Source organism: Limnovirga soli (assembly GCF_013106755.1).
GTDB classification, from domain to species: Bacteria; Bacteroidota; Bacteroidia; order Chitinophagales; family Chitinophagaceae; genus Limnovirga; species Limnovirga soli.
The window spans coordinates 291,527-316,161 of the sequence record NZ_WHPF01000006.1; the positions used below are offsets into that span (position 1 = coordinate 291,527).

Here is a 24,635-nt window from a genome sequence, read left to right on the forward strand (position 1 = left end):
TTGATGCTATTTTGCTACTGTACAAGTGTGCGACGCAAGTAAAGTTTAATAATGTTACCATTGCCTGGCCCACACAATGAATTTTGTTATTGCTTTAATTTGGCCCAGTTTCGCTCTGGCAACACGCTAAACCAATCTGGCCTTTCCGGGTCGCGGTCGTACTGATAACCACCTACTTCTTTATAATATTCCTCGTATTGTTTTAGTTTGTCTCTATCCAGTTCTACACCCAAGCCTGGACCGGTGGGTACAGCAATAGCACCATTTACATATTGCATTTTACCGCCTTTGATAATATCGTCGGTAACATGATGATAATGTGCATCGGCGGCAAAAGATAAGTTGGGAATGGCCGCACCTAAATGTAACATGGTAGCCAGTTGAATACCCAATTCGCCGGAGCTGTGCACGGCCACACCAATCTGGAATTTTTCGCATACCACACTTGCTTTCCATGCTTGTCTTAGTCCGCCCCAAAAAGTAGTGTCGAGCAAGATTACATCAATGGCATTGGTGCGGATGCAGGCAGCTAGCTGCTCAAAGTTTACCACTACGGTATTGGTAGAAGTTGGTATTTTAACCATATCTCTTACCCTGCGCATGCCTTCCATGCCCCAGGTAGGATCTTCAAAATAATCGTTGGGCAAATGTTCTATGGCTTTACCAATGCGGATAGATTCTTCCACACTCCAGGCAGCATTGGGATCGATTCTAACCTTATGCTTTGGGAATGCGGCCGACAAGGCTTTAAATACTTCCACCTCATGATCGGGATGAAAAACACCGGCTTTTAATTTATGCGAGGTAAACCCATATTGTTCTACCAGCTCTTTAGCATGGGCCACAATTTCTTCGGCAGTTTCCTCGCCACCAATACCAGTTTGTTCATTTTTATACCGGAAAAAAATATAGGAGGCAAATGGCACAGTTTCGCGAAGGGCGCCGCCCAATAAATCGCAGGCACGCATACCTGTTTTTTTGCCGATGATATCAATACAGGCGAATTCTATAGCGGCATGCAACTGGGTACGGTTATTATACAATGAAGCAGTGGGGTTACAAATTTTCCAGTATAGCGATTCCAGTTGCATGGGATCGTGGCCTATTAAATATTTATTGAGGGCACGAAATGCATTTTCGGCAGACTCTCCGCCGCCGCCCATTTCACCAAGACCGGTTATACCCTCATCTGTTTCTACTTCTACAATAGTACGCACAAAACGCCCCCAGTGGCAACCATTGGAATGCCTTATTGGGGCATGCAATGGCATGGCTACCGTTGTTGCTTTTATGTTTGTTATTTTCATAAAATGAAATAGTTTATTTGATTGTTTTAGAATACAACATATGCTTACTTATTTCAACATTTGATTTTACTATTTATTCTGTGTCCCGTTTACTACCGGCAATGGTAATACCCAACCCGCCATCAATACGAATAGCCTGACCAGTGATAAAACCTGCTTTACTGCTACATAAGAAACTAATTAGTTCGGCCACTTCTTCTGGTTTACCAATACGGCCCGCCGGATGCATATCAATACATTCCTGCATTACTGCTTCCGGGTTGGGTGATAATGCAATGGCATCGCGTAGCATGGGTGTATCAATTGTTCCCGGGCAAACAGCTACACAACGAATATGCGGCGCATAGTCTACAGCAATACTTCTGGTAAGCCCCAGCAATGCAGTTTTAGCCGTTGTATAAGCAGCTACATTTTGCTGACTAACAAATGCCTGTACACTACTTACATTTATTATTACCCCACTCCCCTTTTGCTGCATATAAGGTATTGCATGTTTAGCACATAGGTACTGGCTTTTGAGATTTACATTCATTACCAGATCCCATTCTTCTTCGGCTGTTTCTGTAACGTTGCCATAGCGCTGTATACCGGCATTGTTTATCAGCACATCAATACTACCATAACGGTGATGGATGTTAACCATGGCCTGTTTGATATCATTGCTATTGGCAATATCGCAATGCATAAACAACCATTTATCGTTTATGATACCGCTTGCATCTGCGGTAATATCCAATACGGCCACATTAGCCCCCGCAGCATAAAAAAGGTGGGCACATGCCAAACCTATTCCCTTGGCACCACCTGTTATTATGATGGTTTTATTAGTCATGTTGATTAAATAAAAAGTTACCTATTTTAAATTGTTTGGCAGTTTGCATTTCTACCAATATCAATTCATTATTTTCCAAAAGCAATTTTTCAACCCCCAAAAAACCTTGTGGTGGCTGAAAAAGGAAATTACCATATTCACGCAATACTTTTTCGCCAGCATCAATCCAGGATACTGTTGGCTGCCCAAAAACTTGCAAATGATTATTTGCAATGATTTGCTGAAAAGGTTGATGCAAACCGGTATTACCAAATTCTAGTCCGCGGTATTGCAAATGGCCCTGCTCAAAATGTTGCCATAGATTAATCCAGGGGTATTGTTTACGGGGCCATATATAGCCCATTATTAGGTTTTGCTCCGGATTGTACGCTGTAAGCCAGCCAAATTCATCCTGCGGGTTTACAATAAATGAAAAAACAGAATTAAATGGCTGCTGTGGCTGGCGCAAATCAAAGGCTTCTTCATTTTCAGGCAATGCAATAGTTGGCCAGTGTACGGTATTTGATAAAGGGTCATTTGCATGCATATAGGAAAACCCTTCTGTGGCGTTGCATTGAATAACGGTTTCTTTATCTAAAAAGGGAGCACCAATAGTAGGATGCTGCACCATCTGATATAAGCGGCCCAATGTTTTTATATTGGTAATTATTTCTGATACATGACAAACAGCTTCGTTGGCATTCATTTCAATTTTACGAAAAACATGCAGGCCCTCTAAGGGTGCCGTTGTATCCATTGTAATTACACGTGGATTATTGGTCTCGTAATTTTGCCAGTTTATATTGGCTGGCTGACCATGATTGGGCATGCCTGCTTTTATTTCTCCGGGGGATGCTTCGCCCCACCTGCCGGCACAAATAAAATGACCCTGATATACCGCACCAGCTTTGTTTTGAGCCGGCATTTGATCCTTTGTAAAACGAAAGGATAATGGATTTACCGGATTGCTGAGCAAATGAAAATCGGTAATGGCACCACCATGCAAATCTACCTGCAGCATGGCTATACTGTTTTGTAGTTGAATGCTATTATGGATGATGTAGGCTGTCAAAATGTTGTTTTTTTTTTGGTTTTGCCGCATTATGTACCTACAGTACAAGAGTGCGACGCAACGGATGTTTAATATGTGTTATTGAGCAGGGCTCATAATGGTTAATATTTTACTGAAATAAATCTTGGCCTTAAATGATAAGGATGTTTAACAATATCATCTAAGAAATCGAATGAATTTACGTTATAGCTAATCAGCAATTCGCCGGGCTTGGATAAGCTGGGATGCGCTTTGGCATTGTACGTGTAAAAGTCAAGATCGTCGTAGGTTTCTGGTGTATCCCATACTTTTTTGGCGGGTTGAAATGGCCCCCATGGTGTAGCACCTGCAGCCACCACAACAGAAGTGGCCGATGTTTTTAACTGGTAAGCAGCAATTACCCGGCCATCGGGCATAAAGCTTACACTCATTTCGTTGGAAATATTATCGGTTAATGCAGCGCAGCTATGCATATCGGTATTCCAGCCCATTCCATCCCAAAAACGCCAGGCGGTAAAATCTTCAAATGCATTATCGGGCACCCTTGCTACCAGCAACTCTTTGCTTAATCCGCGAACCCCATATACATACACATAACCATCGGGCTTTGGTGCACCTGCACCTTTGGTGTTTGGCAATACACAAATGCCAAAAACGGTTTTGCCCTTTGCATCGGTGAAAAACAAAGGCGTATCAAATTGTTGTTGATTGGCAAATGGTGGGCGGCTGCCTTTTGGCAAGGCAATTAACGACACGCCAATATCTTCAAACGGATAAATACTACCCGGAATATTTCTAATAAGGTAGGCAAAAATGTACAGGGTACTATCCATTGCATGATTAAGAAAACCATCTCCCAGCCAGTAATAATTACCCGGTTGTGCTTTTGCCGTATGCGGCTCGAACATTGAAATGGGTTTACCGGTACTATCTTTGCGCCAATGATAGGTTATTTTATTGGGGTTGGGTTCATCGCCTGTAAAGTAGGCAATAGAATTATTCATCATTTGCCAGGCACCATTCAGGGTATCGGCCTGGGTATCAATATTACCCAATATGCAATCGCTAAACCAAAACATGGTTTCAGAATTGGCATTTAGCTGCCCCGGTTTATCAACACCATTAAGCGAAGTGCAATAAATACCGTCGGCCCCAATCCAGCCTGTATCGTGGCGCAGCATTTCACTCCATGCAGCCACAGGTTTTGTAACCAGCCTGGATGCGCTGTATTCGTCATAACCACCAGCTGCAGTTGCTTCCTCACTGTGTTGTGCATTTTGCGTACAACCAGCCATTATAGCAACAACCAGTACATAAAATCCAACATTCGTTTTCATATGCAATCGTTTTTCAAAATACATTTTATTGGCCAGGCTTTTGGTTATGTATACAGCATCCTTGCGTCGCACACTGCAACTTCCGCCTTACTATTGTGCTTTAATACAAAAAGTCCTATATCATAATCCAAACCGGTTGTATAAATTTGTTTTTACCAATTATCTGTTCTAAAAGGTACAGCCGGCAAACCATCTGTATTACCAAAATTGGTAACAGGATAATTGGTATATGCATAACGTACGGCTACAGGTTTCTTTACTTTTTCACTGGTTAATACCACCTGATTGTTAACTATTTTTGCATCCGCATAATAAAACTTCTTATCCTCACCCGCTATATAAAAATGGCGAGGTGCGGCTGCATCATTTGTTTGTAAACCAGCACCTATACTACCAGCTTCAAAGGAAACCTTAACCGTAGCACCAGATACTGAATAACCTTTAAATACAGGACCCAGGAATTGAACATTTTTTACATGATAGGTTTTGGATAAGGCATTCCAGGCCAGTCTTTCCCCTACTTCCTTTTTTTGCCGCGGATGAATATCAGCAGGATCTGCTATATCCATGGTAACCACCATACCTGTATTTTTCACTTTCAGCACATCCTTCTGTGCATCCCTGAATAAAGCATAGTTATAGGCGGTAGAATCGTTTAATTGCCAGTTATAGGGCGCTACCTGTACATAATAAAAAGGCAAATCGCCCTGGTTAAATAATGAACGCCAGTTACCAATCATAGCGCCGCATAAACGTGCATAGATATCCTGGTTATCCTTATTACTTTCGCCCTGGTACCACAAAAAACCTTTTAATGATATATTTCTTAATGGATAAATCATGGAGTTATACAGCAAGGTTGGTCGAGTAAGTTTTTCAAAAGTTACCACAGAATCAAGTGGTTCTCTTGCAGCGGCACTGGTATCGTAAGCATACAATATTTTATTTAGTGCTTCATCCGCAGCCAGGGTTTCACGGCTTGTCCAGGCCTGACAGGTAGTAGCGCCAATTGATGAAGTAATTAACCCCACAGGAACATGCAGACGGTTCATTAATTCGCGGCCAAAATAATATGCCACTGCACTAAAGTCTTTTGCGTTATCTGGGGTACAAATTTTCCAATCGCCTTTGCATCTTTCAACAGGCATTTTCTTAAAGTCTGACTTAATATCCCATAAGCGAATTTGCGGATAATTTGCAGCCGCTATTTCCTTTTCATAATCCATTACACCCTGAAGCCAGGGTAAAAATGGTTTTAATTCCATATCCATATTTGATTGGCCACTGCATAGCCAAACTTCGCCAATTAATACATCCGACAACACCTGTTTTTCTGTATTGGTATAAACTTCAATAGTATGTGGTGTATAATTATTTTCTGCTACTGCAGGCACTTCAATTGAAACCTGCCAATTACCATCTGCGCCAGCTTTGGCAGTATACAGTTTTTTACTCCAGTCGGGTTTAATGTGTATTTCAGTTCCCATGGTGGCGGTACCCCAATAAATCATTGGTTTGGCCTGCTGAATAACCATACTGCTTTGCAAACCATTTCCCAACTGTAAGCCAGTTTGAGCCTGCAGAAAAAGTGCAGGCATTAAAAACAACAGGAAACTTACCAGATACTTTTTCATTATGGCAATAATTTAAGTTTTATAAATCTTGGTCGGTATAAATCGGGATACAGTTTTATTTCATTAAAAAAATCAAATGAATTAACATTATAACTAATCAGCAATTCGCCAGGCTTTGAAAAGCAAGGGAATGCTTTTGCATTGTAAGCAAATACGTTTTTGGATATTTTTTTCACATCGCTGCAATTCCATATGTTTATCACTTTTCCAAATGGGCCATAAGGCGTTTTGCCTAAGCGTAAGCCAACATAATCGCTAATTCCATTTACCTGAAATACCATAGCATAACGCCCATCCGGCAAGGGAGATACGCTTAATTCATTGGAAGCACTATCTGTAATATTTGCTACGGTATTAATATCCGCACTCCATGCCTTGCCATCAAAAAAGCGCCACTCGTTAAATTGTTTAAATGCCTTTGGGGTAACTCTTGCAACCATTACATTTTTTGCTTTACCACGCATGCCATACACATATATATAACCATCCGGATTTGGTGCACCTGCGGCTTTGGTATTTACAAATATGCCCGCCCCAAATGAGGCATAATCATTCGCTGAATCAGAAGTGCCTTTTATATAAAAAGGTGTTTGTGTTTGGGTAAATTCTTTAAAAGGAGGTTTGCTTCCTTTGGGTATTTCAATCAGCACATTACCTACATCTGTAAATCCCCAGTCGGTTGTACCTGTATTACGAATAGTATAGGCAAATGCAAATAAACTACTGTCTAATTCGGTATTTACAAAACCATCGCCCAACCAAAAAATATCCCCCTTTATGGTTGAAGGCAAATTAGGGGAAAAGATGGTAGCAGGTTGATTGCTTTCGTCTTTGGCAAATTCAAAAGAAATATTGCCTGGGCTGGGTGTATTGCCTTTTAAAATGGCCACAGAATTACGCACCATGCTAAAACCAGGCTGCAGGGAATCCTGTACAATATCTCCAATCATAGTATCGCCAAAAAGGAATAGTGTTTTAGCTGTATCATTACTTACGAAGGTATCTACGCCATTCAATGGAATGGCAAAAATGCCATCGCCCCCAAACCATCCATGTTCCCGTTTAAATAGGGCTGTCCATTCAGGTGCCTCGCTAACAGTGAATTTTAGCGAATCAAGGTTATTGGCAATATCTGTTTGGGAAGGTGAGTTTGTATTGCATGCAGCAAAAAATAACAGGCCAACAAGACCAGCTATTTTGAATAAGCCATTTTGTATACAATACTTTTTTTGCATAGTAGCGCCTATGTTGATATTTTATTATTTATTGTAAAGTGAGCCTTAAAAAGCGCGGACGATAAAAATTATTGTGATTATTAACATCGTTCCAGAAATCAAAGGAACCCACATTATAGCTAATCAGCATTTCGCCAGGTTTTGATAAGCTGGGATGCACTTTGGCATTATAAACAATAAAATTCTTTCCTTCCTTTTGTTCTGTGCATTCCCAAATTTTAATGATGGGGCCAAAGGGGCCATAAGGAGTTGTAGACAATCTTAAGCCCACTGCTGTACCAATACCATCAGTTTGAAAAACCATGGCATAGCGGCCATCAGGTAAAGGTGTTACACTTAATTCGTTAGATGCACGATCTGCAATAGTGGCAGATTTTAAAATATCAGTTTGCCAGGTAGTCCCATCCCAATATCTCCATTTGGAAAAATCTTCGAAATTGCCTGGTTTTACCCTTGACACCATCACTTTTTTATTATCACCACCAACACCATATACATATACATATCCATCTGGGTTAATAGCGCCGGCATCTTTGGTATTTGGGAAAATAGCAGACCCGAAAGAAATATAATTATTGGGATATTTTGCGGTATTATCTACCGCATAAATGGGCGCATCAACTTGCTGTTGATTGGTATAGGGTGGTTTACTGCCCTTTGGTAAAATAATTAAAGCATTACCCACCTGTTGAAAAAGAAAAGCATTATCTGCCGTATCTCTTACCCTATAGCAAAAAATATAGGTTTTATCGTTTAGGGAATGATTTACAAAACCATCGCCCAGCCAATAATAATCGCCCTCTTTGGCATTGGGCGTATTGGGAACAAAAAAAGAACCTTCATTTCTGCTGGCAGTTTTTTTCCAGGTGAACTTTATATTTTCTTCAATGGGTTCGAAGCCTTTTAATAATGCCACAGAATTATGCACCATAATAAAACCGGGTTTGGGCCGATCGTTTACGATATCACCCAACATGGTATCGCTAAAAAGTATGGTTGTTTCGATGCTGCTATCAGCTTTATCTACTCCATTGGAAGGAACGGCAAAAATGCCATCGGCACCAAACCAGCCTGATGTACGGTTTAGCAAATTTGTCCACTCCGGGGCAGGAGCGATGGTATATTTTAATGTGGTAATATCGGTATTGGTAACTATTGCATGTTTGGCACCACTACAGGAAAATAAGCCAGCGGCTGCAATTATGTATAGCCAGTTTGTGTTTTTTTTCATTGAAAAATTTTTAGTTATGCGCAATTAAAATTTCATCCAAGTTCTTGATTTAATACGCATCATAAGTATACTTAAATAACTCCTCTTCCCCTAATCCAAATACTGAAAGATCGAGGGTTATTTCCAGTACCATTCTATCTTTCGTTAGAGAAATCACTTTATATACTTCAGTTGTTACGTTGGCCGGATTAAATATGGAATAATAGGTTCTTGTGAAGGTTTTTTCATCTTCACTTAATGTCCATTTAGAGAAAATATTAAACCCGTCAAACAGGCAACCTGAAGCTCCATAATTTACACTCATGGTACTATCGCGGTTAAAGGTCCAAATATCATCCTTACCACATTCCTGCAGGCTTTCTTCGGGTGGAGTGGCCGTTTCCCATAAGTTGGAACTGATTTTCCAGGGATGCGATGCAATAATTTGGGCACCTGAAGCAATAGTATTCACTGTTAAGTCTTTTTCGGCCGCTTTACCTTTTGCATCTTCTATCCTGTAATTAAAGCCAACCAGTTTATCCACCTCATTATCCTGAAGGGTATAGCTAAAGGGATATTCAAAGGTATTTTGTCCATCGGCGATGGTAGTTACTTTTAATATTCCATTGGTGCCCCAGCTACTATCTATTTTGAGGTTAATTGTTTTGGAAATATAAAAATTCTTTACACCATTTTGAACTGTACCGGATAATACAGTAGATACATTAAAGCCTGATTTACCACTTACATTTTCTGGCGTAAGTTTTAAAACAGGTAAATCAGTTTCGGGCTTGTCCTTTTTACAGCCAAAGAACAATACTGAAGTGCAAAGTGAAACTGCAGTAAGAATGATTAAAGACTTTTTCATTTTCGTTAGATTTATCGCTACTATTTTTGATGACAGTTGCGTTTATTAAAAGATGTTATTCCCCGGCATTGGCTGTTAACAGCTGCTATACTTGTTGCCGTACAAGTGTGCGACGCAAGTAAAGCCTGATAAGCGCTATAAGGACGGGTACATAATTTTTTATTTATTGTTTACAGATGCTTCATGTGCCTTCCAGAAATCCTGAATTTCCTCTAATGTTTTCTCCTTTGTTTCAGGTACCATTTTCCAAACAAACAAGAATGCGCCAATAGCCATCAGCATATAAATCCAGAAGGTAAATGCATTGCCTATGGAACCCATTAAAATGGGGAATGTTTGAGATACGAGAAATACTGCTGACCACAACACAAAAACGGCAACAGACATGGCGGTACCCCTTGCTTTGGTTGGAAAAATTTCGGCAATTACCACAAATGTTAAAGGGCCTAATGAGGTAGCAAAACAAGCGATATAACCCAGGATAGCGATTAGTACCAGATAGCCTTTTTGCATTTCGAAGTAAAATGCGGAACCTACCGCCAGTAGGCATATGGCCATACCTGCAATACCGATTAATAATAAGGCTTTACGGCCCAGTTTATCTACATACCTGATAGCCACCAGTGTAAACGCTACATTGATGATACCCACCAATACTGTTTGCATTAATGCGGAGTTGGAACCATCGCCGGTAGATTTAAAAATTTCAGGTGCGTAATACATTATGGCATTGATACCGGTAACCTGCGAAAAAATGGCCAACACCACACCGATAAATAAGGCGCGCCTTAAGCCTGGTTTCATCATTTCGGCCAGTGTGAGTGAGGTATCATCGGCAAGGGAGGCGTTGATTTCTGCGAGCTCCTGATTGGCTTTTTCCTGTCCGTTTATTTTGGTAAGGATATCCAGTGCTTCTTCATTTCTTTTTTGTTTGGCCAACCAGCGGGGGCTTTCGGGAACAGTGAATAACAAGAGTACAAAAATGACTGATGGAATTAAGCCGGAGCCAAACATATACCGCCAGCCGGTGGTGATATTCCATGCTTCGTTATACATGCCTGCAATGCCTGCGTTTACAAAGTAAATGAGGAGAATACCCGTTACCACACCCAGCTGAAAAACGGCAATTAATTTACCACGTATATCAGCCGGTGCCATTTCGGAAATATACATAGGAGATAGCATGGAAGCAATACCGATGCCCATACCACCAATTAACCGAAATACAACAAAAAAAGTAAGATTAGGTGGCATTGCCGTACCTACTGATGAAATGGCAAATAATAATGCTGAAAGCATTAGTACTTTTTTACGGCCAACTATATCGCTTAATTTACCGGCATACATGGCGCCTGCCACACAACCCAGTAAGGCACAGGATGCCACCCAACCCGTCATAGCATCCGATAGGGCATAATAGGTTTTCATAAACCCAATTGCACCGGCTATTACAGCAGTATCGTAGCCAAATAATAATCCACCTACTGCTGCTACCAAAGTAGCTTTATAAATGTACCAGTTACTTCTGTTTTGTTGCATGCTTTTTAGTTTATACGTAGATTTTCTAATTTTTCTGTTCGTACAGATGCCTTCATGGTGGCGCATTCTGTACCTATACTTTCACCATAAGGGGTGATGGTATATTCCCCAACATGGGCAGGTACAATAAAAGTTTCTGCATAATGAATGATAAAGGGAGCAAATGCATTGGTTGGACTTTCTACCACCGCCTCCCTGCCTTCAATTAGGTTAAGGATATTTACACCACCCTGTGTATTGTGAGTTACTTTTTTGGTAAACCAGGTGCGGGTGGTTTCAATAAATGAATCTGCATCCAAACCGGTTTGCTCCTCTCTCCAGCCATCGCCACTGCCAACAGGTTTAACCAGATTTAGAATATGTTCTTTGGTCCAGGAAGTAGTACGGTTCCACTGAATAACATTTTTACCATGTTCCAATGAAATGGGGCGAGGCTTACCATCTAAACCCATGCGGCCCCAATCCCATAGTTTAAAAGTGAAAATATATGGCGTGGCACTTATCTCCAATACCACGGTATTAGCACCGGAACAATGCACGGTACCAGATGGTATAGACACATGGTCGTGCTTTTTAACCTGCCATTTTTGTACGTACTTTTCTGCATCAAACTGTTCGCCATTATTTTGAACAGCTTCCAGTTCGGCAATCATTTGTTCTGGCACAATGTTCTCCTGTATACCCAGGTAAACAAAGGCCTCATCCTTGGCATCCAGAAAATAATAGCTTTCATCCTGGGTATATGCCATCCCAAATTTGTCTTTAATGTATTGTTTTAAAGGATGCACCTGCAAGCTTAAATTGCCGCCTTCCATGGTATCGAGAAAATCGAAACGTATGGGGAACTCATCACCAAAAAAATCATATACTTCTTTCCCCAGTAAGGCTGCAGGTTGAAAAAACACCAGGTTTACAGATGGCATTTCCATTACTTCATTTTGGAAGCGGAGTAGCAAACTATTTTCTTCGGGCACACAATCAAAACCCCAGGCAAAATTTTGTTCACTTCTGTCTAAATCACAAACCTCTTTTAGCCATTGGCCACCCCATGGACCCGGATCGAAAAAAGGAACTACCCTGAATGGAGTAGCAATTAACTGTGCCATAGCATCTTTAAATGCAGCCGCATCTATCATTTTAGGGTTTTCCTCTATGGTAGTATCCAGAAAAAAATTGATATTGTTATACTGTTGTTTTTTATGCTTATCGCATACACGCCAGTCTACAAAATAGGCATGTTTGTATTTATAGGAAAACGCATCGGTTTTATTATTCCTACCAATATTGGCTACTTTATTTCTTCTAAAGCGCAGCTGAATTTCCCAGCGGGGCATATCAGCATATACCATTATATCTGCTGCCGGACAAAGTACCGTTGCACCGGTACCTATTACAATAATCAGCCCTTCTTTAATACTATTTATTTTATCTGCACAGGCAGCCAGTTTTACAGTATCAAAATAATCACCCATCTCCAGTGAAGTGATAATACCAAACACGGGATCATCGGTAACAAATGGCTGCACCATGGTGGCAATGGCTATTTCATCCTTCAGGGCAGCGGTTGATTCTATCAGAATTACCGGTTGTAATTCTTTTCTTAGATGGGCAATAAGCTCTTTGGTATATACACCATGGTAACATTCCACCGCACAAATAACTTTTGACTTATGCGTGTTTTGAATTGCCAATTTTAGTTGACCAAGCACCGCATCCCAGCCGGCATAGCAATGATGCCCCTGTATTTCAACTTCCGGAAATTTATCGTAATTCGATTTCATTAATCTTTTTACATTTATTCATTTGTTACCAGATAGCCTGCACCCAATAAAGCCGCAGCATCAGGGTAGCTGGCTGATTCAATTTTTACTTTACCCCAGGGCGTCCATGCATGTGCATCGGTTTTTTGTTGCAGGTAAGGAATAATATAACTGCTGCTGGCCATAATGCCACCCGATACCAATACCATTTCAGGATCATACGCATGAATAAGGTTTATAGCACAGGCTGCCCAAACATCCAGACTTTCGTCGCGCATTTGCTTAGCTAAAAAATCTTCTTCATTAGCCAGTCTGAAAATGGATTCAAAATCAATTAAACATTCATTGGCCAATGTGCTGGCAGCAAATGCGGGATGTGCTTTTACTTTTGCACCGATACTCCAGGTAGCGGCTTCTGTTTCTACACAACCTGTATTACCGCAGTTACAAACAGTTCCTTTATAATTTATTACGCTATGGCCACCCAAAATACCAGCGGTAAAATGTTTGCCTCTTAATAATTTACCTTCTATAACGGCCGAGCTTCCAACACCTGTACCCAGGGTGATTAATACCACATTATCCACGGCTTTAGCCTTACCAAATTTCCATTCGCCAATTAAGGCAGTACGGGCATCGTTTTCTATTGCCAGCGTTAATCCCAGGGCGTTGGTACACCAGCTTTCAAAATCAATACCCGGTGCATCGCCAAATTTTTTATCTATGGAAAGAATGCGTTTTTGCACACTGTCTACAATGCCCGGCACAGCCATACCCACACCTGCAATATCTGTTACCGTTAAATTTTGTTGTGCCAGTAATGCTTGTATGGCGGCCGCAACAAAGGGAAGGCGCTCCTGCAAACCATTGCCAGAATGGGCATCAATGGCAGTTCCGGCCAATATAGTATTGCCCTGTACCAGACCAATTTTTATTTTGGTACCACCCAAGTCAATAGCGATTGCAGGTTTGTTAATCATTGTTTTTATTTGTTACCCAACTGTTTGTTTATTGCTCATCACCGCTTGCGTCGCACTCTTGTACTTTGGGTACTTTGAGCAGCCAACAACAGGCATTTATTTTTATAATCTACCCTTTTTTTTGCTGATAGCATTACCTACGTACAAGTGTGCGACGCAAGTAAAGCTGCTTATAGCATGTCAGCTGGGCTACAAATACCTGTATTAATACCCGGTATTTTGTATCAGGTTTGGATTTAAATCAATTTCGCGCTGTGGAATGGGAAACAGATAATGCTTTGTTTGCGGCACAACGCCCGGCTTGGCAATCGGCACCAAAGTTTCCAGTTTTTTGGTGCGTGCCAGATCGAACCAGCGCTGCCCTTCGGCAACAAATTCCTGGCGACGTTCTTTTAATACAGCATCGCGAAATTCATCTTTTGACAGATTGCTATAATCTGGTAAAATATTCTGGTAAATAGTGCCATTAAAACGGGCACGTTTACGCACCATATTGATGTAAGTATAAGCATCGGCAGTATTACCAATTTCGTTGCTGGCTTCTGCATACATTAACAATACATCGGAGTAACGCATTATCGGATAATCGTTTGAACTACCATTTCCCTTGGGCTCTGCTGCACGATCCCAATATTTTTGAACATATGGCTTGATGGTTTTTATTGATCCATCGGGGTTATGAATGGTGGTAATAAAAGTTGCTTCGCGTCTTCTGTCGCTGGGATCGTAACTATCATATAAATTTTGCGTAGGTACCTGCCAGCCTTGTGCATTTTCTACCCCTTCCACACTTAGATCGGAAGGTAATAAACGCACCAGAAACTGGCCAGCCTCCCAAAAAATGATGGCGCCGTTGGCATCGCCAAAACCTACTGAAAAAATGGCTTCTTTACCGCCACGGCTGGAGAGTTTAAATACATCGGCATAATCATCCCAAAGAGCATATTCATTTAAATCAATTACTTCTTTGCATTTGTCGGCACAAAAATCGTATTGACCAAGGGTTAGGTATACTTTGGCCAGCATGGCTTTAGCAGCACCCTTTGTAGCACGGCCTCGGCCATTACCCGGCGGGTAATTTAAAGGTAGTTCCTGTGCATCAGACAGGTCCTGTATTATTTGGTTATAAATTTCATCAGGAGTGGCAATGGTGGGTAATAATGGTTCTGACTCTTTTAGCAAAAGGGGAATACTGCCAAACATACGCACCATATCAAAATATAACATACCCCTTAAATATTTGGCTTCGTTAACCAGCCTTGTTCTTAAAACCGGATCCATTTGTATACCCGGAATTCTTTCTATGGCAATATTGGCAATAGTGATGGCTTTATAATGCTTATCCCATATTTCCTGTAACCCATAGTTGGTTGGGCCATAGGTAAAAGTGGCGGTTTGATCGTAATAAGGGGAAAATATTTCCTGGTTATTAAACTCATCTGAGGCCAAACCTGCAGTTACCCAGAAAGAATTAAGGTAAACGCCGGCAAATGTTCCATAGCTAATTGAATTAAGCCAGGAATAAATTGCATTTACGGCAGCCACGGCATCGCTTTCTGTTTTATAAAAATTGGTAACTGCTACCAGGTTTTTTGGATCTTCTGTTAGAAATTTCTTACAGGATGTGGCGCCCATGCCCAACATTATGATGAGCAATACAATTCTTGTGAATACTGTTTTTTTCATGATACTATGTTTTATCAGAATCCTGCGTTGATTCCTATGGTGTAAGTTGTGGTTTGAGGATAGCCGCCCAGGTCAATTCCTATTAATGTGGTGCTTTGTCCATATGTATTGGCTTCAGGATCGTAGCCAGTGTATTTGGTATGCGTCCATAAATTGGTGGCGCCGGCATATAATTTCAGGTTTTGAATACCTGTTTTTTTCAAGATGGAATAAGGTAACCGATAAGCCAGCGTTACATTTTTAAGGCGTATATAAGAAGCGTCTTCTACAATATTGGAGGAGAATACACCAACATCCAAACTACCGCTTGATAATGCACGGGGATATTTGTTACTTGGGTTTTCAGGTGTCCAGCGATTTAAGCCGGCCTCTGCCAGTACATTATTTTGACCTGTGAAATTCTGCAGATCAAACGTATTGTAATTGGCTAGCTTATTACCCTGAGATCCCTGGAAGAAAAAACTAAAATCAAGGTTCTGGAAAGAAATGGTATTGTTTAAACCCCAGGTAAAATCGGGTTGTGCAGAACCTAATAAAGTTCTGTCATCGCTGGTAATTTTTCCATCCCCATTTATATCCCTGTACTTTCTATCTCCTGCTTTTGCCCTTGATGCAGGGTTAGAGGATGTTTGCTCCTGCCCTACCAATACCGGGCTGCTTGCTGCTTCCGCATCAGATTGGAAAATACCATCGAAAATGTATCCGTAAAAAGTACCAATCGATTCACCCTTTCTTAAAATAATACCGCCAAACAAAGGAATATCGGTACTTGAATTAAGATTGGTTATCTCATTTTTATTTATTGAAATATTGATGGATGTATTCCAACGCACAACACCTGTTGTGTTAATGGTTTTTATATCAAAATCAAAGCCTTTGTTTTCAATATTACCAATATTCAGCAGGGTAGATGTAAAACCACTGGTAGTTGGTATTGGCGTGGATAATAACAGGTCAACCGTTTTCTTATGATAATAATCTGCTGTAATGGTAACCCTGTTTTTGAACATACTAAGGTCTAAGCCAATATCCAGCTGCTTTGTTGTCTCCCATTTAAGGTTTTTGTTTACATAACTTAATGGTTCACGGCCGGCATAAGGCTCACTACCTTGTGAACTATTAAACACGCCCTCACCATAAGGGCCAACCAATGCCAATGATTGATAAGGTGCAATGGCTTGATTACCTATTGCGCCATAACTGGCTCTTAGCTTTAAATCAGAAATAAATTTAACAGGCTCCATAAATTTCTCCTTAGATACCCGCCAGGCAAAAGCACCACTAGGGAAATAGCCATATTTATTGCCTTCTGCAAATTTGGATGAGCCATCCGATCTGCCGGTTAAGGTAAACAGGTATTTATCCTGTACTGTATAATTTACCCTGCCCAAAAAAGAAACCAGGCTCCATTGAGATTCGTTGTTAAAAGGCTTTTGCGGATTTAATGCTGCTGCCAAACTATGGTATCCAGTTCTGTCATCTGGAAAATCAAAAGCATAAGCAAACAAACTTTCATTCTGAAATTGCTGTACGGTAAAGCCGCCTAATACCGTTAATGCATTTCCATTCTTAGCTTGATGCGTATAGGTAAGGGTATTTTCATTTAGCCAGGTCATACCCTGCACAGTTCCTATACTTGCCTCTCCCTTACTGGCCTGCGCCCTTTTAAGATAATAAGGCGCATAAGAATTTTCTTTTGAAGAAAATGCATCAATACCAAAACTGGTTTTAAACTCCAGCCCTTCCAGCAATTTATATTTTGCATACATATTACCCAGAAAGCGGGAAGAAACGGAATAGGAATTGTATTTATTTACTTCTGCAACAGGGTTACCCAATACTTTACCCCTGTCGTTTTCGAAGGTATACCCTCCGGTTACTGTTGAATCGTAAACAGGTAAAATTGGGTTAAACAATAAGGCATCTGTAACCACACCTGGTACAATGGTACCCGCATTGGTTAATACACCGTTAGATGTTACACGGGCATAGGTTATGCTGGTACCTACGGTTAATCTTTTACTTACTTCTCTATCCAGGTTAGATCGAAATGAATATCTTTTAAAATCAGAACTTTGAATAATACCGTCCTGGGTAAAATAAGATCCGGTGATAGAATATTTTGTTTTTTCATCGCCACCAGAAAAACTTAGCTGATAATTAGCCATTGGGGCTGTACGTAAAACCGCGTCCTGCCAATCTGTTCCTTCTCCCAGGTTTTTTGGGTTAACGTATACGGGGGTTTGATTGGCATTTATTTTGGCATCGTTTACCAGATTGGCAAATTGAGCGGCATTTAACACTTCTACCTTATTGGCAATGGTTTGTACACCATAATAGCTATCAAGTGTAACAGTTCCTTTACCGGTACGACCTCTTTTGGTAGTTATAATCACAACCCCATTGGCGCCTCTTGATCCATAAATGGCAGTAGCAGATGCGTCCTTCAATATTTCAATAGATTCAATATCATTGGGGTTGATAGCAGATAATGGACCAATGCGCGGGCCTAGTGTTACTCCAGTGGACATGTCGCCACCATCGCTGCTAATTAACATGCCATCAACTACATATAAAGGTTCATTACCTGCATTTATAGAAGTGGTACCGCGAATACGGATAGAGGTTTCTGCGCCTGGTTTGCCCGATAAGGTAGTAACCTGTACACCTGCTGCCCTGCCCTGCAATGCCTGGTCGAAACTGGTAGCAGGTACGGCTTTTAATTCATCGGCCTTTACTGATACTACAGACCCAGTAAGATCACTTTTTTTAACGGTTCCATAGCCCACTACAACCACCTGCGAAAGCTCATTCTTTTCGGGTTGCAAGGTTATTTCTACCGTACTTTTATTTTTTAGGGCAATTTCCTGCTTAATATAACCCACATAGGATAAAACAAGCGTGGCAGCATCACTGGCAACCGTAATTGAAAAATTGCCATTTTCGTTGGTAGTAGTAGCTGTATTAGTGCCCTTAATTTGCACGGTAACACCTGCCAAACCTGTACCCGTTTCTGCGGTAACTTTACCGGTTATTTTCTTACCATTTTGCGCAATAGCCCATGTGGAGAAAAAGATGGCAAAACAAACTAATGCCAACAACTTAATAAGATGTAGTTTTTTCATTGCAAGAATCGATTTAAAGAATGGCTTATATAATCACTTAGTATAAATACAAATACGTGTTAACCCGTCATTAGAACAATAGGCATCTTCACTTGCGTCGCACTCTTCAGCTTTTGGCTCAATATGCAGCATCAGCGTAGCGCTTTCCAGTACGCACCAAAGTTCAAATGTTCATACATAATAAAAGCAAATGCTTTCTGTAAAACAAAACGTTTATCCCCTTTCTATATCAATGGTATAAGTAAATCTATCGGCCCTGTAATAGCCCAAATTATATTCTATCAACCTTTCACCGGGGTCGAAAACCACTCGTTTACGAAATAGTATCGGGTCGCCCACTGCTACTTTTAGCACTTCGGATAATTCATCATCGGCCAATATGGCGCTAATACCCTCTCTGGAAATAACTGCTGTTGTATGATGTTCGTTTTCCAGCATTTCGTATAAAGGCTTGGAAAAATCTTCATCGCCTGTTAAACCAACCCTTGGATGGAAATAAGAAATAAAATATACAATTGGCTCCGAAGCCACGCCCCTAACTCTTTCCAGCTTTAAAATTTTGGTTTTCTTATCTATTTTAAATACTTTACTTAGCTCTGCATCAGCTACTTCCCAGCTTATTTTAAGGCTGTAGTTTTTAAATTTTACACCTTTCTCATCCATTTCGTGGGTAAAGCTCGACCATTTATTTAGCTTGGTGGTGATGTTGTTACTGGCTACTTTGGTACCAACTCCTTTTTTACGAACAAGCAATCTTTCGTATACTAATTTATTGGTGGCCTGCCTTACCGTATTTCTAGATATGCCCAGCTTTTTGGCAAGATCAACTTCGTTGGGTAGCAGTTTACCGTTTTGGTATTCGGGCTGCTCAATTAATTTTCTTAATAAATCTTCTACCTGATAATGTAGTGGTAATACGCTGCTATGATCTATAATAAATGAATCTTGTTGCATACCCGGAATTTTGTTCATATGTTCATACATACCAAATATCGAATTTTATTTCAACATGCCAAATATATTTTTTACGGTCCCAGTTTATTATAAAAAACTGTCCGGTTTATTAAACAAATTGCAGCAAATGAGTACCGAAAAGGTTACTAAAAGCAGATAGTCGCAAATACTGCTGGTTGCCATAAAAAAAATTGGCAGACTGTTATGCCTGCCAATTAGCTGATATATTTTGCTGAATAGTATTACTGAACGTAGAAGTGTGCGACGCAAGTAAAGCCACATATTGGTCTTTAGCCGGGCTCAAAAAAACGAGAAATGCTTTAATATTAACTTAGCTATTTTCCTGATTTACTTGCTTGTTTACATAATTAGGTATATCCAGATAAAATGCTGTGCCGCCACCATAGGTAGAGTGCACTGAAATATCTCCACCAAGGCGGGTGAGGGCTTCTTTTACAATGTATAAGCCAATACCCAAACCATTTACCGTATGGTTGCTGCGGAAGAACATTTTAAAGATATTATTTAAATGCTGATCGAGAATGCCGATACCATTGTCCTCAATTTTTATAGATGCTTTATCCTCGTCAACTTTTACAGTGATTTCAATTTGCGGATTTGTTTCGGTTGGCTTTTGGTATTTTACCGCATTGGAAATAAGGTTATCGAGAATTACAGAGATGCGAAACTGATCATTTACAAATTCAACTGGTGTATCGATATCTAAAATATAATTAATATCGGGTCTCTGCATTTTAACCAGCTTAATACTTTCATCGAGCATGGTACGAAAATCGATGCTGGTAAATTCATCCTCTACACGTATACTTTTATAATATTCAATAATTTTTTGAATAAAAGTATCCATTTTGTTTACGCAGGTTTCAATCATGCCCAAATAGCCATTGGGATCTATTACCGATTTTTCCATGCTGGCCAGATTGAGTATACCCATTACAGAAGCCAGGGGTGAACGCAAATCGTGGGAAGTACTATACACAAAGCGATTGAGTTCATCGTTCATTTTTTGTAATTCTTCTACTTTGCGGTTTAACTTATCTCTGGTTATATAAATTTCATAGGCATTTTTAATAGCATTATCCAGCTCTATTTCATCCCATGGTTTCTTTATATAGCGATAAATTTCGCCTTCGTTAATAGCGTCTACAATAGCTTCGGCATCAGTATATCCTGTTAACAACATACGCACAGGATTTGGATGCGCTTTTCGGATAACCTGAAAAAACTCAACACCCGTTGAATGTGGCATGCGTTGATCGGCAATAATTACGTGTACATTTTCATCGGTTAGCACACCCATTCCTTCAGCAGCTGAGTTGGCCGTAAGTACTTTGTATTTGCGACGAAAAGTAGCCTGAAATGCAAGCAGGTTATTTGGTTCGTCATCGATATACAGCACACAGATTTTTTCGTCTATTCTCATGGAATTATTTTTGGGTAGAAATATCTTCTTTCTGGATATGAGGCAAAGTTATAATAAATTCAGTTCCCTTACCCGGTTCTGATTCTATTTCAATTTTACCATGATGTGATTGAATAATTTTAAATACTATGGCCATTCCTAAACCGGTACCCTCGCCCACTGCTTTGGTGGTAAAAAAGGGTTCGAATATTTTGGCTTTTACTTCCTCTGTCATACCCGTACCGGTATCTTTTATAGAAATTTGGATATAATTATTTTCTATATCTCTTGTTTCTACGGTAATACATTCATTCTCAGTTTTATCTTGTTTTGAAACAATAGCCTGCATGGCATTATTCAAAATGTTCATGAACACCTGGTTTAATTTTCCCGGATAACATTCAATCACCCCGTTTGCATTAAAATGCTTTTCTATTTTTAACCAAACAGGCATGCTGTTTCTTAATAATACAAAAGTAGAATCAAGCCCGTCGTGTACACTGGCCGATTTTAGTTCGCTTTCGTCTAACCTGCTAAAGGTTCTTAAACCGCGTACAATTTCTGCTGTTCTGTCCGCTCCATTTTCAATACCTTTTATTAACTGCTGAATTTCATTTTTGATAAAATCCAGGCCAATATTTTCCTGCTTGGAATAAATATCCTTTAAAGTTTTATTTACACTTTCCTTATCCTTTTTGTGCAAACTGTTATACTCGTCTATAATTTCAAAAAGGTCGTTAATATCTAATTGAAGGGGTTTTATATTAGATTTTACAAAGTTGATAGGATTATTTATTTCATGCGCTATACCTGCCGTTAATTGACCAAGGGAAGCCATCTTCTCTGCCTGTACCAATTGGGTTTGCGCATCCTGTAAATCCAATAGGGTTTGGCTTAACTGATTGTTGGTATTTTGTAATTCATCTGTACGTTTTGCCACTTTTTGCTCCAATACAATATTTTGTTCCTTGATAAGCTGCTCATTTTCTCTGGCTACAGATAGGGCATATACCTGCGATTCATCTTTCTCTTTGCGCAGCAAATTAATTTTGTCGGCAAGCGCAGTTGAAAGTAAGATAGCTTCAACTGATGAACCAATATATAATACATAAGTACTAAAGGATGTATATGGAATGATATTTAAATTTCTCAACGAAAAGACAATAATCCCAGCTAGAAAAAATACCCAGGCCACAAAATAAAAATAAGCAGGCTTATACCCTTTTCGGCCTATCATAAATGAAATGATAATCAATAATAGACCGGCAATAATTCCTGCATAATTCAGGATGGTATAACTTAACTCGTTATTACCAAAAACGCTGGCAAGTATAGCAATAAAATAGAACAGAATTACAGCTGCCAAAACATAAACAAGTCGTTTAAAATAAAAGCTTACACGCAAAAAATAAATAGTAAAAAGTATCCCTGTAATTCCAGCCAAACTTGTAGTTAATGGAAGTGCATATTCATTTATGACTGGGATATTAGGCCAAAAATATTTAAACCCATATCCTGATACCGTAGTTTGTGCAAAACCAAGGAAAAACAGGTATATGATATATAAAAAGTAGCTCTCATCCTTAGTAGAAATATATAGAAAGAAATTGTACAAAAGGAGTGATAAAATAATGCCGAAGTATAATCCAAAAAACAAATTTTCAAAATTAACAGTCTCATTTAATTCAGCCTTATCGCTAATAAACAATGGCAATAATATAGGATGGCTACTTTTGATTTTTATATAATATACCGATGTATCAGTCCCCGATAAATTCAATGGGAAAACAAAGGCTGGATTTGTAACAACCCTGCGTTTAAAATCAAACCTGTTGCCGCTGCTGCCCAATAGTTCAAGGCTATCGCCTTTTTTGATAAATAAAGAAATTTCAGAAATGTTGGAATACGGTAGGTTTAAATTAAGATCGGGAATATTATGCTGATTTGAAATAGAAAATTTAGCCCAAATAATCCCAGGCATAATATTTTGAAAGATGGTAATATCCTTATTATCGTTTACAAACTTGTCAACAAATACAATATCAGCGTTGGAATAGGTTTGCAGTGTATCATTAAATAAGTATATGTATTTTCCAATTGGTGCTGAACCAGAATGAGCATCAGGAATTAGCACTTTGTCTTTTGCCTGTATGTCTGTTATATGGAAAGAAAAAAATACAAATGTTATAAAAAATTTCAGGAGGTTATTCATTTTGAATGTTTCAATGATGATATGGATTTTTTTATATGGGCAATTACCAAATGAATGGTAATAACCGGTGTGTCCTTTTTTGATATGCCTTATACGCATCACCAAAATGCCCGGACAAAGCTTCTTCTTCCAGATTGATTCTAATATAATAAGCTATCCCCATTGCCGCAGTGGCCACAAATACAGTATATAGATTGTTAAGAAACAGCGGGCAGCCGATGATAGCAATAAATGCCCCGGAATAGCCGGGATGTCTTACAAACTTATATGGCCCCTTTTGAATAAGTTCATGCTTTTCATCAATATTTACTGTGGCTGTAAAATGCTTACCAAGAATATTTATAGAAACAACCCTTATTGTAATACCCGCAACAAGCATTATTAAACCAATAATGGTAACAATATTTATTTCAGATTTATTTTCTGTAACATAGGCCCATTCAGAAACTGCACTAAACACCGATAAAGAGCTACAAAACAAAATTATAAGTACAGATAATTTATCTTTCTGCTTATTAATTTGCATTTCACTGGCACTAAAACCAGGCTGGCTTAGCCAAAGAATAGCAGCAGCAACAGATAAAATAATTGTTTTGAAATGAAGAATAAGGTCTGATTTAAATAGTAATGGACCTATATTCAAAATAGCCACTGCAAATAAGGTAAATATTATTTTACTTCTCATGGATTCGGATTTTGGTACTTCATTTTAAATTCTATACCAGATACATTTTTCAAAGCTATATCGTGGTGCACAGTAACTTTCAAATCTTTAAACGGAGATTTCTCAATGGAAATATAGTCCAGATTTTCCCTCAGAAACAACATTTTCTGCCTTTCCCGCGGATGTGCCAATGGAAGGTTTTTTACATCATCCAAAAAAACGGCTGTTGCAAGCAAATCCAGCTTTGGATAATAAAAAGTGCCATTATTCCCCACTTCGGTAAATACCCTGCTCCCAATCCACTGGTTAAATCTAACAGTATTGGGAGAGCAAAGTGAAAATAAAGAAGCCAAACCTATCTGTTCTGCAATTACCACTGAAACCTTGGAAGGAAATAAGCTACCAATACCCAAACCGGCTACTTCTATAGAGTTCCATAAGCCACACAATTCACCTGTACCTTCTAATGAAAAACCCCGGATATAATCATAAATTCTTGGTTCAACCTGACCAATTGCTTTTTCTATGGGTAACGGAGTTATACCATCTGCTGCATGAATACGGGCACCACCATATAATTTTTTACCATCCAAAGTTTCTACTACAACCACAAAAACTGCTTTGCTGTTTATCCATTCGCTGTTTGAGGAGGTAACTTTTTTTATTCCATGGTTTTCCAGCACCTTTTTGTGACCATCAATAAATCGCAAACAAGTTTCAATATCATCAGTCGCTCTAAAGGCTCTAATTCTGATTTCGGTTATCATGGATATTTCTGGATTCTGGTTTGGATTTTCAGACTTTCATAAATGCAATTAACTAAACTTTCAGCAAAAGTT

General features: G+C 39.5%; 18 protein-coding genes. All 18 read right to left on the reverse strand.

Annotation, left to right across the window (positions count from 1 at the left end):
• Positions 1 to 86: 86 nt before the first annotated feature.
• On the reverse strand, positions 87 to 1,307 hold the full coding sequence (locus GD597_RS10225) for an enolase C-terminal domain-like protein (RefSeq protein ID WP_171607749.1): 1,221 nt from the start codon (positions 1,305 to 1,307) through the stop codon (positions 87 to 89).
• Between the two features lie 73 nt (positions 1,308 to 1,380).
• The gene (locus tag GD597_RS10230; protein ID WP_171607750.1) at positions 1,381 to 2,139 is read right to left on the reverse strand and encodes a glucose 1-dehydrogenase; all 759 of its coding nucleotides are present in this window, start codon (positions 2,137 to 2,139) and stop codon (positions 1,381 to 1,383) included.
• Positions 2,132 to 3,190 carry a hypothetical protein gene (locus GD597_RS10235; RefSeq protein ID WP_171607751.1) on the reverse strand — a complete coding sequence of 353 codons (1,059 nt, stop codon included), beginning with the start codon at positions 3,188 to 3,190 and terminating at the stop codon, positions 2,132 to 2,134. The genes GD597_RS10230 and GD597_RS10235 overlap by 8 nt, the downstream gene beginning before the upstream one ends.
• Positions 3,191 to 3,291: 101 nt before the next feature.
• Positions 3,292 to 4,506, reverse strand: coding sequence for a DUF4185 domain-containing protein (locus GD597_RS10240; protein ID WP_171607752.1), 1,215 nt, complete (start codon positions 4,504 to 4,506; stop codon positions 3,292 to 3,294).
• A 152-nt stretch (positions 4,507 to 4,658) separates the two neighbouring features.
• The gene (locus GD597_RS10245; protein ID WP_171607753.1) at positions 4,659 to 6,140 is read right to left on the reverse strand and encodes a sialate O-acetylesterase; all 1,482 of its coding nucleotides are present in this window, start codon (positions 6,138 to 6,140) and stop codon (positions 4,659 to 4,661) included.
• A complete protein-coding gene (locus GD597_RS10250; protein WP_171607754.1) occupies positions 6,140 to 7,375 on the reverse strand; it encodes a DUF4185 domain-containing protein in 1,236 nt (411 codons plus the stop codon). Before GD597_RS10250 ends, GD597_RS10245 begins: the two co-directional genes overlap by 1 nt.
• A 28-nt stretch (positions 7,376 to 7,403) precedes the next feature.
• Entirely contained in the window at positions 7,404 to 8,606 is a 1,203-nt protein-coding gene (locus GD597_RS10255; RefSeq protein ID WP_171607755.1) for a DUF4185 domain-containing protein, read from the reverse strand.
• Positions 8,607 to 8,655: 49 nt separating this feature from the next.
• Complete coding sequence (locus GD597_RS10260) at positions 8,656 to 9,453, reverse strand: lipocalin-like domain-containing protein (RefSeq protein ID WP_171607756.1); 798 nt, start codon at positions 9,451 to 9,453, stop codon at positions 8,656 to 8,658.
• A gap of 159 nt (positions 9,454 to 9,612) precedes the next feature.
• Positions 9,613 to 10,992, reverse strand: coding sequence for a sugar porter family MFS transporter (locus GD597_RS10265; RefSeq protein WP_216368558.1), 1,380 nt, complete (start codon positions 10,990 to 10,992; stop codon positions 9,613 to 9,615).
• Positions 10,993 to 10,997: 5 nt separating this feature from the next.
• Positions 10,998 to 12,773, reverse strand: coding sequence for a class I mannose-6-phosphate isomerase (locus GD597_RS10270; RefSeq protein WP_171607758.1), 1,776 nt, complete (start codon positions 12,771 to 12,773; stop codon positions 10,998 to 11,000).
• 14 nt (positions 12,774 to 12,787) lie between these two features.
• On the reverse strand, positions 12,788 to 13,732 hold the full coding sequence (locus GD597_RS10275) for an ROK family protein (RefSeq protein ID WP_216368559.1): 945 nt from the start codon (positions 13,730 to 13,732) through the stop codon (positions 12,788 to 12,790).
• A 204-nt stretch (positions 13,733 to 13,936) separates the two neighbouring features.
• Positions 13,937 to 15,418, reverse strand: a complete 1,482-nt coding sequence (locus tag GD597_RS10280) for a RagB/SusD family nutrient uptake outer membrane protein (protein ID WP_171607759.1) — start codon at positions 15,416 to 15,418, stop codon at positions 13,937 to 13,939.
• Between the two features lie 14 nt (positions 15,419 to 15,432).
• Positions 15,433 to 18,543 (reverse strand): SusC/RagA family TonB-linked outer membrane protein, encoded by a 3,111-nt coding sequence (locus GD597_RS10285; protein WP_171607760.1) that lies wholly within the window; start codon positions 18,541 to 18,543, stop codon positions 15,433 to 15,435.
• A gap of 213 nt (positions 18,544 to 18,756) precedes the next feature.
• Positions 18,757 to 19,497, reverse strand: coding sequence for a GntR family transcriptional regulator (locus GD597_RS10290; RefSeq protein WP_171607761.1), 741 nt, complete (start codon positions 19,495 to 19,497; stop codon positions 18,757 to 18,759).
• A gap of 331 nt (positions 19,498 to 19,828) precedes the next feature.
• Positions 19,829 to 20,941: a sensor histidine kinase gene (locus GD597_RS10295; protein WP_171607762.1), complete on the reverse strand. Its 1,113-nt coding sequence runs from the start codon at positions 20,939 to 20,941 to the stop codon at positions 19,829 to 19,831.
• 4 nt (positions 20,942 to 20,945) lie between these two features.
• Positions 20,946 to 23,132 carry a sensor histidine kinase gene (locus tag GD597_RS10300; protein ID WP_171607763.1) on the reverse strand — a complete coding sequence of 729 codons (2,187 nt, stop codon included), beginning with the start codon at positions 23,130 to 23,132 and terminating at the stop codon, positions 20,946 to 20,948.
• Positions 23,133 to 23,175: 43 nt separating this feature from the next.
• Entirely contained in the window at positions 23,176 to 23,817 is a 642-nt protein-coding gene (locus tag GD597_RS10305; protein WP_171607764.1) for a methyltransferase family protein, read from the reverse strand.
• Complete coding sequence (locus GD597_RS10310) at positions 23,814 to 24,563, reverse strand: hypothetical protein (RefSeq protein WP_171607765.1); 750 nt, start codon at positions 24,561 to 24,563, stop codon at positions 23,814 to 23,816. The genes GD597_RS10305 and GD597_RS10310 overlap by 4 nt, the downstream gene beginning before the upstream one ends.
• Positions 24,564 to 24,635: the final 72 nt, after the last annotated feature.